Genomic DNA, 15,272 nt, shown 5'->3' on the forward strand with positions numbered 1-15,272 from the left:
AGTCTACATGAGAAAACACGTGTATACTCTCTAGTAATATAATATATTTCACGCCTGTTTTACAACCCATTTATTTAAGCTCTTCCTATTTCAAGAGCTTTCATTGCAAGCTGTTTAGCGGTTGACACTACTGTTGTGTTCGCTTCATAGCTTTTTGATGCTTCGAGCATATTAACCATCTCTTCGATAGGGTTTATGTTAGGATAAGCAACATACCCCTCTTCATCAGCATCAGGATGTCCGGGCTCATACTTTAATATCGGCGGTTTTTCATCTTTCACAACCTCTGTCACTTTAACGCCCCCCGCAAGCTCCCCTTCAAGCACCTGCTTGAAGATAACGTCCTGCCTTACATAAGGTCCGCCATCATCTGTCCTTGTGGTATTTGCGTTTGCGAGATTTGCCGATATAGCGCTTATTCTTATCCGTTGCGCGCTCATCCCTGTTCCGGCTACTCCGAGTACATCAAAAAAGCTCATTTCCTACCCCTTTATGATCTGCCTGCAATTATATTTTTCAGTTTTGTAAATTTACCTGCTGTCATGTCCGCCATCATATTATAACGAATCGTATTTTCAGCCATCTGAGTCATTTCGTAGTCAACATTAACATCATTGCCGTCATTTCTTACAGACGGATTATTTTGCTGATAAACAAAAGAAGAGGGATCAACACCCCTGCCTGCCGGAGGAAGATGTTTCTCGTTTGTCCTTGTAAGGGGTAATTTTTTCCCTGTCCCTAAAACTTCATCCATAACATCATAAAATTCCAGATCCTGAGCCTTATAGCCGGGAGTGTCTTTATTGGCAATGTTTTCAGCGATCACACCGTTTTTTACAGATGCTGTTCTAAGCCCTGTGGCAAGTGTGTCGATCTTCATTCTTTCAAATATCCCCTGCATATCCGCCTCCGTATGATCTTACTATAACAATTATCATGCCAACAGCATGGAAATAATTCTCAAAAAAAGATGGCTCACCTCATATCATGATATCTTTTCAAGTGTACCAAAGTGCAGTTGTTTTTATTAATTAATCAATTATATTGTCTCTTAAACATGGTATAATTTTTTTATAAACACTCAAGAGGCTCATATATGGATGATATTTGCGGAGCAATGGTACAGATGAATGACAAAGGCATCATAACGGCATGGAATGACAGTGCGGAAAATATTTTAGGATATACAGCAGATGAAGTGCTCGGAACTGATGGTATCCAAAAGATATTCATCAACAATGAAAAAGACAATATTCTGAATGTTGTAGAAACCGGAGAAGTATACTACAGCTTTGACTCGCATGTCTTAAACAAAGCAGGTGAAGTTCAGCCTGTGGCACTTGTTACGTCACCTCTGACCGACAGCGCAGGCAGCATCTCCGGCATTACGGTACTTATAAGCAATATTCTGCTTTTATAATAAATCCGGCCTATACATCTCCACTCATACTTTGCATAGAGCATGAGCGCCCCCTCCATTCCGTCCGGCTTTTGAAAAGTAAGCCGCTTTCAGATACATATTCAGCATACCTGTAATTGCTGGATGTAAATTCTTGTAAAAAATGCTATAAGTCACTTTATGAACAATACAAAACGTATTTGGCAATATTTCAAAAAACATAAAATATTGATAGCAATAGCGTTTGTGTCTTCCATGGCTGTGTCTGGAACCGATGCGGCGATAGCATACATGGTCAAAGATATTCTTGATGGTATCTTTATATCAAAAGATGAGAAAATGCTTCGGCTGGTTCCCTTGATGATCATTTCTCTCTTCACTTTCAGGTGCGGCGCAAGATTTCTCCAGTCTTACTCAATCCAATATGCCGGACAAAAAGCTGTACAAAGCATCAGAGACGACATGTATCAGAAAATTATTCATCAGCCGATGAGTTATTTCAGTGAAAACAGCATTGGTATAATGATGACGAAAATCATCAACGATGTATCAAACCTCCAGAGAGCAATATCGTCCGCTATGCGAATCTTCAGAAGCTCCCTGTCCATAGTCTTCCTGACCGGAATAGTCTTTTTTCAAAACCCTAAACTTGGTATATCTGTTTTCATACTTGCTCCGATACTGTTTCTTATAGTCCACAAATCCGGCAAAAAGATAAAGAAAACCAGCCATAAGATTCAGGAATATACCGGAGAGATGGGCAGTGCTCTCAACGAAAGCTTCTCAGGAATACGGGTCGTTAAATCTTTTGCAGCCGAAATAAGAGAATACAGTAAATTCAAAAAAGTTGCCCTTTCGGAGCTGAAATATAAACTGCGGCAGGCAATGATAACATCTGTCAGCTCACCCATGATTGAAACACTCTCAGGATTCAGCATAGCGGCCATCATCTTATACGGTGGAACGATGGTTATCAGCGGTGAAACAACAACAGGGACTTTTTTCTCTTTTGTGACTGCTTTCGGCATGATGTTCGAACCAATCAAAAAACTTAATAACTATAACCAGATAATACAGGTTGCAAGGGCTTCTATGGAGAGAATATTCTCTGTTCTCGACACTGAAAACAGCATTCTGGACAACAATGGGGCACTTCAATGCAATGCAAATGAGAAAAACATTACATTTAAAAATGTTTCTTTCCGCTATAAACCCGACAGTGCAAAGGTTCTGGACAACATATCCCTAAGCGTACCTTTCGGAACAAGCGTGGCACTTGTCGGTTCAAGCGGAGCAGGCAAAAGCTCACTAGTATCTCTTCTTCCGAGATTTTACGATGTTACCGAAGGGGCTATCCAAATAGGCGGCACCGACCTTCGTGATTTCGACGTTTACTCTTTGCGCAGAAATATCTCAATCGTATCCCAGTCTGCATTTCTATTTAACAATACAGTAAGATATAATATTGCCTATGGATTTGATAAGATAGAAGAAAGCAGAATCATTGAGGCTGCCGAACAGGCATATGCGACTGACTTCATAAATGATCTGCCGGAAGGGCTGGATTCACTGCTGGGGGAGAGAGGATGCAAACTCTCAGGCGGTCAGAAACAAAGACTGACTATAGCCAGAGCGATACTCATGAACAGTCCTGTGCTGATTCTGGATGAGGCAACAAGCGCACTGGACACAGAGTCGGAAAAAATCGTCCAGAAGGCACTCACAAACCTTATGAAAAACAAAACCAGCTTTACCATCGCCCACAGACTGTCCACAATAATCAATGCAGACATTATTGCCGTTATGGACAATGGAAAGATAATAGATACGGGTACTCACACAGAACTTTTAGAAAAATCCGACATCTACTCCAAACTATTTGAAATGCAGTTCAAAAACTCCCGCTAATAACTTTGTATTTATTAGGGAAGACCAAATCCGCTAACCTATTATATCCTCAATATTTAATCCATTCTCTTTATATTCATTCAGCTTATTGCGAAGCGTACGCACAGTTATACCGAGCATATCCGCCGCTTTTGTCCTGTTGCCGCCAGTCTCTTTAAGGGTCTTAATGATGAGTTCCCGCTCCATCTCTGCAATAGTTCCTGCAAAATCTATACCGGCAGAAACGCTATCCTCAGTGGTCTCGCAGCCTGTATAGCTGTCTGCTGCTGCAAGCTCTTGTTTATCCGTCATGAACTGGTTTATTGTTATACCGTGCAGAAAGAGATTTCTTTCGGATATCACCCCGTCACGACAGAGCACAACAGCACGTTCGATGGTGTGTTCAAGCTCACGTACATTCCCCGGCCAGTCATAATCCAAAAGTGCTTTCACAGCGTCATCTGTCATTTTACAGCTGCCTTTACCATTTATCTGGGCGTATTTTTCTGCAAAAAATGTCGCAAGCTCCATTATGTCTTCTTTACGTTCACGCAGAGGCGGAAGTTCAATAGAGATCACATTCAGTCTGTAATAAAGGTCTTCACGGAAATTTCCCTCATCGACCTCTTTTTTCAGCACCTTATTAGTGGTGGCAAGTATGCGTACATTTATTTTAAAAGGCTTTGTTCCGCCCAGTCTCTCAACTTCTTTCTCCTGAAGGACACGCAAAAGCTTCGCCTGAAGATGAAGGGGTATTTCACCAAGTTCATCAAGAAGTATCGTTCCGCCGTCAGCGAGCTCGAATTTGCCGGGTTTCCTGTTGACAGCTCCTGTGAACGCTCCCTTCTCATAGCCGAACAGCTCACTCTCCATGAGGTTTTCCGGCAGCGCGGCACAGTTCACAGCGACAAAAGCCCCTGATGAACGGTTTGAATTTTCATGTATGTATCTGGCAAAAACTTCCTTTCCTGTCCCTGATTCTCCGGTAATGAGAACAGTTGCTTCGCTGGCTGCAACATCCCTCGCCAGAGAGAAAAGCTGAGCCATAAAAGCGGAACGAAAGATCGCAGTATTCTTCTTCCTTTTAACAGCCGGCGCAGTCTCTTCTATCTCCAGAACTCTCCGCACAAGCTCTTCTATAACTTCCGGCGCAAAGGGCTTCAGTATATAGTCATAGGCTCCAAGCTTAAGGGCATCCACCGCATTGTTGACTGTTCCGAATGCGGTTACAAAACAAAGGGGGGTAGTGATCCCAGCGGACTGGATCATATTCATCATGGTCATTCCGTCAACGTTAGGCATACGCATATCACTTACAATGAGGTCATAGGCATTCTTTGATGCTTTCTCAAACCCCTCCTGTCCGTCAGTGGCGATTTCCACAGAAACACCCATCCGGCGTACTGTTTCAAGCATCGCTTCACGCATATTATCGTCATCGTCAACTATAAGTATTTTCTTTGATGTTAAATCCATAACCATTTCCTTATAAAAACTATTAAACCGGAAGCTCCACTCTGAATCTCGTATAGCTGCTGCCGTCACTTTCTACTGTAATGTTCCCTTCGTGAGCCTTGACTATCTTATAAACAATCGCAAGCCCCAGACCGGTTCCTTTCGCTTTTGTTGTCTGAAAAGGGATAAAGAGTTTCTTACGCCGCTCTTTTGTAATTCCGGTTCCTTTGTCTGAGACAATGAATCCGCTCACATCTCCTTCAGAAAAAGAATCCATAACTATCTCGCCTTTTTCAGAGCTTGCATCTATCGCGTTATGCACAAGGTTCATGACAACCTGTTTAAAGAGCTCCATATCACAGCGGAGCATGTGCTCCTCATCTATCCTGTTGATAAATTTAATTTTCTTCTCGCGCATGAGATGCTGCATGTAAAGTATAACATCATCAACGATATCAGCCACATAGTGCTCCGACTTAACAAGCTGTATTTCTTTGGTAAATATAAGAATATTATTAATAATAGAATTAATCGTCCTAACACCTTTAACGATGGAACGGGTCAGCTTCATCCCCGGTTCATTCTTTTGCAGGTCACGCTCAAGAAGGGATGCAAAAAGTTCTATGCTCCCCAGCGGGTTTCTTATGTCGTGGGCGATATTTGCAGCCATCTCCCCCATCAGTTTAAGTTTTTCATCTCGCTGCTTTTCCATCTCCAGATGACGCAGGTGGGTGATGTCATTGATAACATAGACATAGCCTCTCTGCTCGTCAGTGTCCAGAAGTCCCACAGACAGACGAAATGTCAGTCCGCCCTCTTCATGGTCAAAAACGCCGGCACGGCTGTATGCCCTGAGCATTCCTGAAAAAATATCTTCTCCTATTTCATATATCAGCTGATCAGCAACAGGATTTTTCACCAAAACTTTAAAGCTTTCATCCACAGCAATAACACAGCTATTTGAGTTATTAAGGACAGATTCCATAAGACCGGACAATTTCGAAAGCTCGGCATTTTTTTCCTGAACCTCTTCCCGAAGTTTTTTTGCTTCAGCCTCAATTATGGCGTACTTATCCTCAAGCTGTCTGGACGCTTTATTAAACTGTTCGAATGCCTCCATAAGCATGGCAAGCTCTTTCGACTGATCTACTTTGTCAGGTTTTTCCGCCACTTGATCTCCTCCAGTTCGCTTCTAGCCGCACTTGCATAGACAGAGCCTGGGACACTCTCAAGAAGCTCCATCAGAGCGTTGACAGCCTGTTCGTCCTTCCCCTGCATTTTGCGGTATGTTTTTCCGAGATAATAAAGTCCTTCGGCTCTCTTTTCGTCCCTCGGGCTGTATTGCAGTTTAAATTTCTCCAGCGCGGTCGCCGCATTTTCAAAATTATTTCTTTTATAATAAGATATTCCCGTGTCCAGATATACCTCTTCATATCCGTCAAAGCGTGTTCCCTCGTCCCGGTCCAGCTTCTGAGTCAGATCAAAAAGGATTGACTCCCTCTTCAGGTCATCGAAAACATCTTTACTGATGCTATACATCTTTTGCGCTGCATATGCTTTATTATTCGTATACTTTTTCAGCAGCTCAATGAGGTAGTCAGGTCTGGTGTTCTCAAGCTCCTGAACAAGAAACCCCATCATATTATCTGTAAAAACATCTGGACTTACATCAGTTTTTAACTGGTCAAGCATAATAGCTGTCATGAGATAATAAGGGTTCTGCTTATCTTCAACCTGGTTAAGCATCGTAAGAGACTGGTCTTTCATCCCCATTTTGAAAAGTGAAAATGCTGTGATACTTTTCACTTTATCTCTGAATATACGGTCTCCACCATTTTGTATAAAATCTGAATTCTGTTCATTAAGACCAATTATATTTATAAATTCATTTTTTTCATAATAATCATCAATTGTTATGGAAATAGCATCCTTCTGAATATTTGACGCCTCAGTAAGATGCGCCCCCTCAGGGAACGACACCCGATATTCTGACGCTGCAATGACAGCATCTGTCAGGTGCCCCTGCTGGTAAAGTTCCTGAGCATAGGCAAACTTAGCTTCTTCCAGCATCGCAACCCACTTATCAGGGTTTATAAGATCATCATTTTCAAGCAGAAATTTCGTGAGATCATCTATTGTTTCTTTATACTGACCTGCTGCGAACCTGTCTCTTATATCTCCGAAGCGTATATCCTGGAGGATTTCAAGTGCCTCTCTTTTATGTTTAGTATCCGGAAACACCTCCAGCATGCCTTCGATAAGCTGCTGGGCAAGTGCGTAATTAGATTTGCTATACGCATCTTTTGCTTTTGTGAGTGTTATCTGCTGCCGGATATCGTAAACCTCAGGCAGGTGATCTGAAGTAAAATTCTTTCTTATGAAATTTTCAACCCTCTTGTCAGCATCCTCATATTTATTCTGTTTAAAAAATGCTTTGATCAACACAAGCTCTGCTTCTGCACGAATATCCAGATCATCAGAATTCAGAGCAGACTCCAAAGCGGTTTCCCACTCTTCCGGCATCTTCTCTTCTATGTGTCTCCGTGCAAACATGACAGCACAGAGCAAACCGCCCTTCTTCTCTTTGTATACCTGTCTGCATATATCAAGGCGTGCATCAACGGCATCACCCTTATTCTCTTTCTCAAGCATGATAGCAGACCTGTACATAGACATATCCGCAAGCTCGTCAGATGGGTAAAGGGAATAAACTTTTTCAAAAGCCTCTCGAGCAACACCGAACTTATTCCTGCTGCTGAGAACTTCCCCCATGGTATAAAGCTCTTCCGCACCGAGAAGCCCAAGTTCCTCTTTATGGTCGAGTACAGTCAGAAACGTTTTATAGGCAAGATCAAAATCTTTCCTTTTGGCATGCAGCATCCCTATCTTTGCAGTCTGTATGGTAAAGGTTTCAGGGAAATTATATATGACATTCTCATGAGCATCAATTGCCTGAACATACTGTCCTGATTTCGAATATATCTCTGCGATACGCTCATACGACATCTTCCGTATATCCCTGTCACGTAATGATTTAATTATATTATTATAAGAGAATACCGCCTCACTGTAAAGCATGGCGAGTTCCTTTGCCTCTGCTGTTTTAATCAGCACATCCTTTTTCCTGAAAGAATCCGGATACTGCTTAAGGAAATCATCAAAAATCCGTGCGGCAAAGATATAATTGTCGTCAGACTGCTCACCCATTTTGAAATAGATCATCCCCATACGGAAAAGACCTTCCTGCCTGTAATATCCTTCTATACCGGAATTAAGAAAGTTTTCCGCGAGAGAAAGAGCATATGGCAGGTCTTCCTCCGCCATAGCGTCATCCATCATCCCCAGAACCTCTTCTGCGTTTTTATCTGCCAGAATCCTGTCAGTTGACTTAATCAGAGGCTGTTCGATGCCGTAACCAAGCTGTATGTCGTCAGAAGTTTTCTTCCTCGCTGCGGTGATGAGAATATCACCTTTGCTTCTGCTGAGGGTATAGTCAGTATTAGGAAAGAAAGAGAGAGTGACCATTCTGCCATCCACGGAGAGGGATTTTATGAACGGGTCATTGAAGCTTCCGGCCGCATCTGCGGAAAGGGGTGTCGTGAGCTCCACAACCATTCTGCTCTCCCCTTCACTGACAGAAACGATGCTTTCTGCCATGCCGGATATTATAAATTCAGAAAAATGACCATTATTGCGGATATAAACACCCGCAGCAAAAGCCATATGAAACATCAAAAAGGTTAAAAGTATGAAAAATATTCTACCCATTGGCTTATTCTACAATAAGGCGTTAAACCCTGCAACTATCCTTTGTTGATTATTTGTTGAAGACTCGCTTTAATCATGGTAACTTAAGTAACAAACACGAGGGTGAAACATGGCACTAGATCACGGAATACTGCTCGAAACAGGAACCAACGAATTCGAAATCGTTGAATTTATTATCAAATCAGACACAAAAGAGCACCACTTCGGCATAAATGTGGCAAAAGTAAGGGAAGTTATCAGATTTCCCGAAATTGTCAAAGTGCCGGATGCCCACCCAAGTGTCGTGGGTACAGCTAATATCAGACAAAAGCTAATACCGATAATAGATCTTGCTCAGTGGCTGGAGCTAAAGTATGACGAGGATTATAAAGAAAAAAAGATCATCGTAACCTTCTTTAACCACCAATATAACGGCTTTGTAGTGGACGAAGTTGTCCGTATACACCGCATAACATGGGCGGATATAAAAGATTACTCATCCATCACAGATTTCAGTCTGGTTGAAACTGTGCTCGGCGTTGTAGACATAGGGGGCAACCTTATACAGCTCCTCGACTTTGAAAAAATCGTTCTGGAGCTCAACCCTGAAACAGGACTGAAAGACATTGAAGTTGACTACTCTAAAGCACCCCAGAGAGAAGGAAAAACTGTTTATCTTGCAGAAGACTCAAGCGTTATCAGACGTTTCCTGCATTCACATCTGGAACAGTCCGGTTATACCACTTTCTCTTTTGAGAATGGCAAACTTCTTTTAAACAAAATGAAAGAACAGCTTCCCGACTTAGTTGTCACCGACCTTGAAATGCCTGTGACAGATGGAGCCTTTGTAGTTAAAACTATCAGATCACATCCGGATACAAGAGACCTTCCCGTACTGGTTTTCTCTTCTCTGGCATCCGAAGAAAATGAAAGAAAAGTTATGAGTGTCGGAGCAAACCGGTTCATAGGCAAGCCGGACACAGACATACTCGTCAATGAAGTAGATAAATATTTAATATAGAAGGAGAAGTTATGTACAAGAAGTTTTTAATTGTTATGATAGCGGGACTTTCCCTTTCTGCCTGTACAGGCAATCAGGATCTTGTCCAGCAAAGTCTTAATAACATCAAGGATGAAATGCTCGGCATTCAGTCTACTATAGGCGACATGCAGGTTCAGATACAGGGACTGGATAAAGATATCCGTGTAAACACCGAAAGTATCAACAGAAACTCAGATGCGATTTCGCAGCTTCGTGAAGAGATGACAGTTACCAACTCTGACGTTATGGAAATAAAAGAACGCGTTACAGAGCTTGAAAGAACTAAAATGGAACTTTCTGCCGATCACTCCCCAATAGTAATGAAATCCGGCGACGAGGAAGTTATTATTGTAGAAGACAACATTCAGGACAAAATTGGTCTCTACACCTATGCATACGAACTGTACCGCAACGGTAAATACGCCGAAAGCGAAACAAAATTTAATGAATTTCTTATGAAATATCCTGACGTGGAAAGATCTGACAATGCAATGTACTGGCTCGGTGAAATCAAATATGCCGAAAAAGATTACGAAAGTGCAGTAATGAAATTTCAGGAACTGGTTGAAAGGTATCCCGAAGGTAACAAAGTACCGGACGCACTTCTGAAAATGGGCTACAGCTACGGCAATATCTCTGATAAAGACAACGCTGTTAAGTCGCTTCAGAAAGTTGTCAATATGTACCCTGAGTCAGATGCGGCAAGGCTCGCAACTCAGAAACTTCGCTTCTGGGGCGTAAACTAGAATTATATTCAGAAACATACATTAAAAGGCGGAGCACTTGCTCCGCCTTTTTTCGTTTAGAGGCCGGGAGGTTGGAACTTAACACAAAGCTCCTTGACTTCTTTTGATATATTTTCGAGAACCTCTTCATTTTCAAAATTCTCTATAGCTTTATTTATCCACTGGGCAGTTTTTTCAACTTCTGCCTCTTTAAATCCTCTTGACGTAACCGCAGCAAGCCCCATCCTTATACCGCTGGGATCAAAGGGTTTTCTGGTATCATAAGGCACAGCGTTACAGTTCAGAACGATTCCTGCCTTATCGAGAGCCTTTGCGGCCTGTTTTCCCGTGATATTTTTGTTGCTCAGGTCTATGAGAAGCAGGTGATTCTCTGTTCCGCCGGTGACAAGCTGATACCCCATAGACGTCAGGCAGTCCGCCATTTTTCCGGCATTTTTAACTACCTGTGCGGCATACTCTTTAAATTCAGGCAGAAGTGCCTCTTTCAGAGCAACAGCAATCCCCGCTGTCGTATGATTATGCGGTCCACCCTGGATCCCGGGGAAAACAGCTTTATCAATAGCTGCGGCATATTCCGCTTTACAAAGAAGCATACCGCCCCTTGGTCCTCTGAGAGTTTTATGTGTTGTTGTGGATACAACATCGGCATAAGGGACAGGCGAAGGGTGAACACCGCCGGCAACAAGCCCTGCAAAGTGTGCCATATCGACGAAAAGAACCGCGCCGACTTCGTCAGCTATCTCTCTGAATTTTCTAAAATCTATCTGTCTCGGATAAGCTGAGTGCCCTGCAATAATCATTTTTGGTTTACTCTTAACTGCTAATTCCCTTATGGTTTCGTAGTTAAGAAGTCCTGTGTCCCTGTCCAGTTCATATGAAACGATATTAAAATATTTCCCTGTGATGCTTACCGGCGAGCCGTGGGTAAGGTGCCCGCCATGCGAAAGGGACATGCCCATGACAGTATCACCGGGCTTAACAAAAGCAAGATAAACCGCCATGTTTGCAGGTGAACCTGAGTAGGGCTGAACATTAGCATGTTCCGCACCGAAAAGCTCTTTCGCACGTTCAATGGCAATAGTTTCGATAGGATCAATGAACTGCTGCCCCTCGTAGTATCTCTTTCCGGGGTAGCCTTCAGAATATTTATTGGTTAGAACATTCCCTGTAGCCTCCAGCACGGCGTGAGAAACATAATTTTCTGAAGCGATCAGACGGATTTTGTCAATTTGCCTCTGCTCTTCCTGTTTGATAAGTCCCGAGACCTCGGGGTCGAAATTTGAAAGGTGTTCCATGATAAAAAGCCTCCTTTTTTCCATGTCCGGACAAAAAAAAGTCCAGACGTTTCATATTACTGAAACAGCCCAGACGCACGGCTTCTTATAATTGCTGTACTCCCCGGAGGTGTTCTCCTCCAAAAGCGTCAGTCATACAGCTAAGTAAAATCTAATCAAATTAATCGATATTGTCAAAGGATTATTTAATGTCTAAAAAATATGCATAAAAAACACATACTCAGGGACATTTCATTGATTATTTTTTAATCATAAGTTATATATATAGAATGAGAAAAATAAGAGTACTAGTTGTCGATGACGAAGAGAACATCCTCTGGCTCCTTAAAGAAGGACTTTCTGATGAAAAAATCGACGTACTAACAACAACAGAACCGAACATGGCAGAAAATTATCTGGCAAAAGGTGTCGATATATGCCTCGTGGATATATTCCTCGGAGAATATAACGGCATCAGCCTCACAGAAAAATGGTCTAACCTTTTCAAAGAAACACACTTCATTATAATGACTGCTCAGGACACAGGCTCTAATGTTATAGAATCAATCAAATCCGGAGCAAAAGATTTCTTTTCAAAGCCTTTCGACCTACTGGAACTTAAAAACAAGGTCATCTCCCTATGCGGGAATATACCACAGAGCACAATTTCAGACAGTAAAGAGTACGATTTCGAAACAAAAAACAAAAAGATGCTCGAGATATACAAGCTGATAGGCAAGATATCCAAAACTAATATCAATGTGCTCATACTGGGCGAATCAGGAACCGGCAAAGAGGTCATCGCAAGGATGATCCACAAACAGTCAGCACGCAGCGAGCGGCCTTTCGTCCCCATAAACATGGCGGCAATCCCGAACGAACTACTTGAAAGCGAACTGTTCGGTCACGAACGAGGATCTTTCACAGGCGCCATCGGCGATAAAAAAGGTAAATTCGAAGAAGCAAACCACGGCACTATCTTTCTGGATGAAATATCTGAAATGGATATGGGGCTTCAGTCAAAGCTTCTGCGCGTTATTCAGGAGAAAGAAGTTACAAAGATAGGCTCCAACAAAACCCTAAAGCTTGATACCAGAATTATTGCAGCCTCTAACAGAAACCTCGAAGAACTCGTCTCTACAGGTAAATTCAGAGAAGACCTGTACTACAGACTTAATGTCGTATCCATAGAGCTGCCGCCCCTTTATGAAAGAAAAGAAGATACAGCCTATCTCACCAACCATTTCCTTCATAAACATCAATCAATCAAAGATAAAGTGCTCACATGCAGTGAGGAAGCCCTTGACGCTATGACAGCATACCGATGGCCGGGTAATATCAGAGAGCTTGAAAATAGTATTCAGTATGCTATTGTAAATGCAGAAACAGATGTTATCAAGCTCGAAAATCTGCCGCCTAAGATTTTTGAACAGGGGACAGGCTCCGGTAAGTCCAGTACATCTCATGACCTCTATAAACTGGCACTGAACATTATCGAATCAGAAATACTTTCTGAGGGTAACAACGCCTACGACGAGTTCATGAAAATTGTTGAGTACCCTATAATAAAAGCTGTTATGGATAAAACAGGCAACAACAAATCAGTATCAGCCAAAATACTTGGCATCAATAGGAATACCTTCCGCAAAAAGGTAAGGGAACACGGTTTTGAACAAGACTCTTAAAATTTTAAATAGAAGCAAAAAACCTCTGACGTTTAAGCAGCTGCTTTCACAGTCTGGGCTTGATGCAAAGACGCTGAAAAGACAGCTTCGCGATCTAGTACGTCAGAATAAAGCAGAAAAATATCGCAACGGAACATTTGTATCTAAAAACACCCCCACCGAAATCACAGGCAAACTTGACCTGCACCCTAACGGTTACGGCTTTCTCTCACATGATGGAGAAGGACGGGACATCTTCATCCCCAAAAATAAGATGAACGGTGCTATGCACGGCGACAAAGTCACTATATCACCAGAGACATTCAGGGGCAAACAGGAAGGGCGTGTCGTTGAAATTGTCGAACGATCCGAACAGAAAATTGTCGGCAGGATAGAAAATCTCGCCGGAATCATGCGTGTGGTTCCGATGACCAGAAAGGTAAACACTTACATATATCTCACATCAAATAAAGTTCAGTACAAAGACGATACTGTTGTTCTGGTTGAGCTGACCCATTTCCCATCTGAGGGCTCCGCAGCCCGAGGACAGGTGAACAAAGTTCTGGGGATGCTGAGTGACCCCCGCATAGAAGATGAAATCGTGCTTAACAGATACGACATAGATAAAGTCTACCCTGAAAGTATCGAGAAATATGTCGAAAAAACATCGCCTGAGCTTATGAAAAATCCGGGCGCAAGAACAGACCTCCGAAGCCTGCCCACAGTAACTATTGACGGCGAAACAGCTAAAGACTTTGACGATGCAATATCTATCGAGAAGACAGAAAATGAATTTATTCTCTATGTTCATATAGCTGACGTCTGCCACTTTGTTCAGCCGGGAACACCGGTGGATAACGAAGCCTACCGAAGGGGCACGAGCTTTTATTTCCCTGAATTTGCTGTACCCATGCTGCCGGAAAGCCTATCTAACGGGCTTTGCAGTCTGCGTCCTAATGAAGACAGGCTGGCGTTAACAGCAAAAATAACTTATACAAAAGACGGACAGAGAAAAAAAGCTTATTTCTACCGTTCAATAATAAACAGCGACAGAAGACTTACATATAACTCTGTGAATGATGTGCTTGAGAAAAACACCAAAGAGAAAGATAAGGCAATACTCGACCTGCTTAAAGATTCAAAAGAACTGGCAGGGAAAATAATGGTGCGCAGAGCAAAAGCCGGAATGCTTGATTTTGACTTTCCGGAAACAACCTTTGAACTGGACGAAAATGGCGAAGTAACGGCTATTATTCCGGCAGAAAGGCATCTCTCACACAGGATCATAGAGCACTTCATGATAGAAGCAAATGAAGTTGTCAGTGAATTTCTGGAAAAGCATACAAAAAAATCTGTCTACAGAATACATGACAAACCTGACCCTATGAAGCTTGAAGACTTCGCAGGTCTGGCTGCAACATTCGGAGTTGATGTAACTGTAAAAGACGTTACCCCGAAAGATGTAAAAAAGATCAATGAAGCCGTAAACAACTCTGATTATGCGGACATACTCGGCGGCGCTCTTGTGCGGACAATGGCAAAAGCTGAGTACAACACCAACAATATCGGTCACTTCGGGCTTGCCTCAGATTCATACACACACTTCACCAGCCCGATACGCAGATATCCTGACCTCATGGTGCACAGGCTGATCTGCAACACGCTTTTCGGTACTGAATATCACAGTGAAGCAGGACTTGACGATGCATGCAAGCTCTCAACAGAAAACGAACAACGGGCAGAAAATGCTGAGCGAGACATCAGTAAATTCAAAAAACTTAAATATCTGGCAAAACATGTCGACGAACCTTTCGGGGCTGTCGTAATGTCTGTCGGCGCATTTGGTCTCAATATATATATCGAATCCGTAATGCTGAAGGGGACTGTTTCTCTTGAGTCAATCCCGGGAGATGTCTATCAGTTCATGAAAAAAGAACAGATAGTCAGAGGGAGGGTCACCGGCAAAATGTTCCGCGCTGCCGACCTGATAGAAGTAATGGTCGAACGTATCGACATGGACATGCAGGAAGCATACTTTTTTCCTGCCAAATAATTACG

General features: G+C 42.5%; 12 protein-coding genes and 1 riboswitch. Of the genes, 6 read left to right on the plus strand and 6 right to left on the minus strand.

Annotation, left to right across the window (positions count from 1 at the left end):
- Nucleotides 1–74 precede the first annotated feature (74 nt).
- Nucleotides 75–479: a flagellar basal body rod protein FlgC gene (gene flgC, locus DACET_RS11660; protein WP_013011580.1), complete on the minus strand. Its 405-nt coding sequence runs from the start codon at nt 477–479 to the stop codon at nt 75–77.
- Nucleotides 480–490: 11 nt separating this feature from the next.
- Entirely contained in the window at nt 491–901 is a 411-nt protein-coding gene (gene flgB, locus DACET_RS11665; protein ID WP_013011581.1) for a flagellar basal body rod protein FlgB, read from the minus strand.
- A 195-nt stretch (nt 902–1,096) separates the two neighbouring features.
- Here flgB and DACET_RS11670 point away from each other — a divergent pair, with 195 nt between their 5' ends.
- Nucleotides 1,097–1,420: a PAS sensor domain-containing protein gene (locus DACET_RS11670; RefSeq protein ID WP_013011582.1), complete on the plus strand. Its 324-nt coding sequence runs from the start codon at nt 1,097–1,099 to the stop codon at nt 1,418–1,420.
- Nucleotides 1,421–1,627: 207 nt separating this feature from the next.
- Nucleotides 1,628–3,307, plus strand: coding sequence for an ABC transporter ATP-binding protein (locus DACET_RS11675; protein WP_244392521.1), 1,680 nt, complete (start codon nt 1,628–1,630; stop codon nt 3,305–3,307).
- A 33-nt stretch (nt 3,308–3,340) separates the two neighbouring features.
- Here the strand turns inward: DACET_RS11675 and DACET_RS11680 are convergent, their stop codons facing one another.
- The 3 genes from DACET_RS11680 to DACET_RS11690 are packed head-to-tail and all read right to left on the minus strand — an operon-like array spanning nt 3,341 to nt 8,509.
- Nucleotides 3,341–4,762, minus strand: coding sequence for a sigma-54-dependent transcriptional regulator (locus tag DACET_RS11680; RefSeq protein WP_013011584.1), 1,422 nt, complete (start codon nt 4,760–4,762; stop codon nt 3,341–3,343).
- A 22-nt stretch (nt 4,763–4,784) separates the two neighbouring features.
- On the minus strand, nt 4,785–5,912 hold the full coding sequence (locus DACET_RS11685) for a sensor histidine kinase (protein WP_013011585.1): 1,128 nt from the start codon (nt 5,910–5,912) through the stop codon (nt 4,785–4,787).
- On the minus strand, nt 5,888–8,509 hold the full coding sequence (locus DACET_RS11690; RefSeq protein ID WP_083772415.1) for a tetratricopeptide repeat protein: 2,622 nt from the start codon (nt 8,507–8,509) through the stop codon (nt 5,888–5,890). Before DACET_RS11690 ends, DACET_RS11685 begins: the two co-directional genes overlap by 25 nt.
- A 109-nt stretch (nt 8,510–8,618) precedes the next feature.
- Here DACET_RS11690 and DACET_RS11695 point away from each other — a divergent pair, with 109 nt between their 5' ends.
- Complete coding sequence (locus DACET_RS11695) at nt 8,619–9,509, plus strand: chemotaxis protein CheV (protein WP_013011587.1); 891 nt, start codon at nt 8,619–8,621, stop codon at nt 9,507–9,509.
- An 11-nt stretch (nt 9,510–9,520) separates the two neighbouring features.
- Nucleotides 9,521–10,276, plus strand: a complete 756-nt coding sequence (gene ybgF / locus DACET_RS15675) for a tol-pal system protein YbgF (RefSeq protein WP_013011588.1) — start codon at nt 9,521–9,523, stop codon at nt 10,274–10,276.
- Nucleotides 10,277–10,332: 56 nt separating this feature from the next.
- On the opposite strand, the gene DACET_RS11705 is transcribed toward ybgF, so the two are convergent.
- On the minus strand, nt 10,333–11,571 hold the full coding sequence (locus tag DACET_RS11705) for a serine hydroxymethyltransferase (RefSeq protein ID WP_013011589.1): 1,239 nt from the start codon (nt 11,569–11,571) through the stop codon (nt 10,333–10,335).
- Nucleotides 11,572–11,631: 60 nt separating this feature from the next.
- Nucleotides 11,632–11,717, minus strand: a riboswitch (ZMP/ZTP riboswitch).
- Nucleotides 11,718–11,840: 123 nt separating this feature from the next.
- Here DACET_RS11705 and DACET_RS11710 point away from each other — a divergent pair.
- Together DACET_RS11710 and rnr are read left to right on the plus strand one after the other, a co-directional pair.
- Nucleotides 11,841–13,235 carry a sigma-54-dependent transcriptional regulator gene (locus DACET_RS11710; protein ID WP_013011590.1) on the plus strand — a complete coding sequence of 465 codons (1,395 nt, stop codon included), beginning with the start codon at nt 11,841–11,843 and terminating at the stop codon, nt 13,233–13,235.
- Nucleotides 13,219–15,267, plus strand: a complete 2,049-nt coding sequence (gene rnr / locus DACET_RS11715) for a ribonuclease R (RefSeq protein ID WP_013011591.1) — start codon at nt 13,219–13,221, stop codon at nt 15,265–15,267. Before DACET_RS11710 ends, rnr begins: the two co-directional genes overlap by 17 nt.
- The last annotated feature ends 5 nt before the right edge of the window (nt 15,268–15,272 follow it).

Source organism: Denitrovibrio acetiphilus DSM 12809 (genome assembly GCF_000025725.1).
GTDB lineage: Bacteria > Chrysiogenota > Deferribacteres > Deferribacterales > Geovibrionaceae > Denitrovibrio > Denitrovibrio acetiphilus.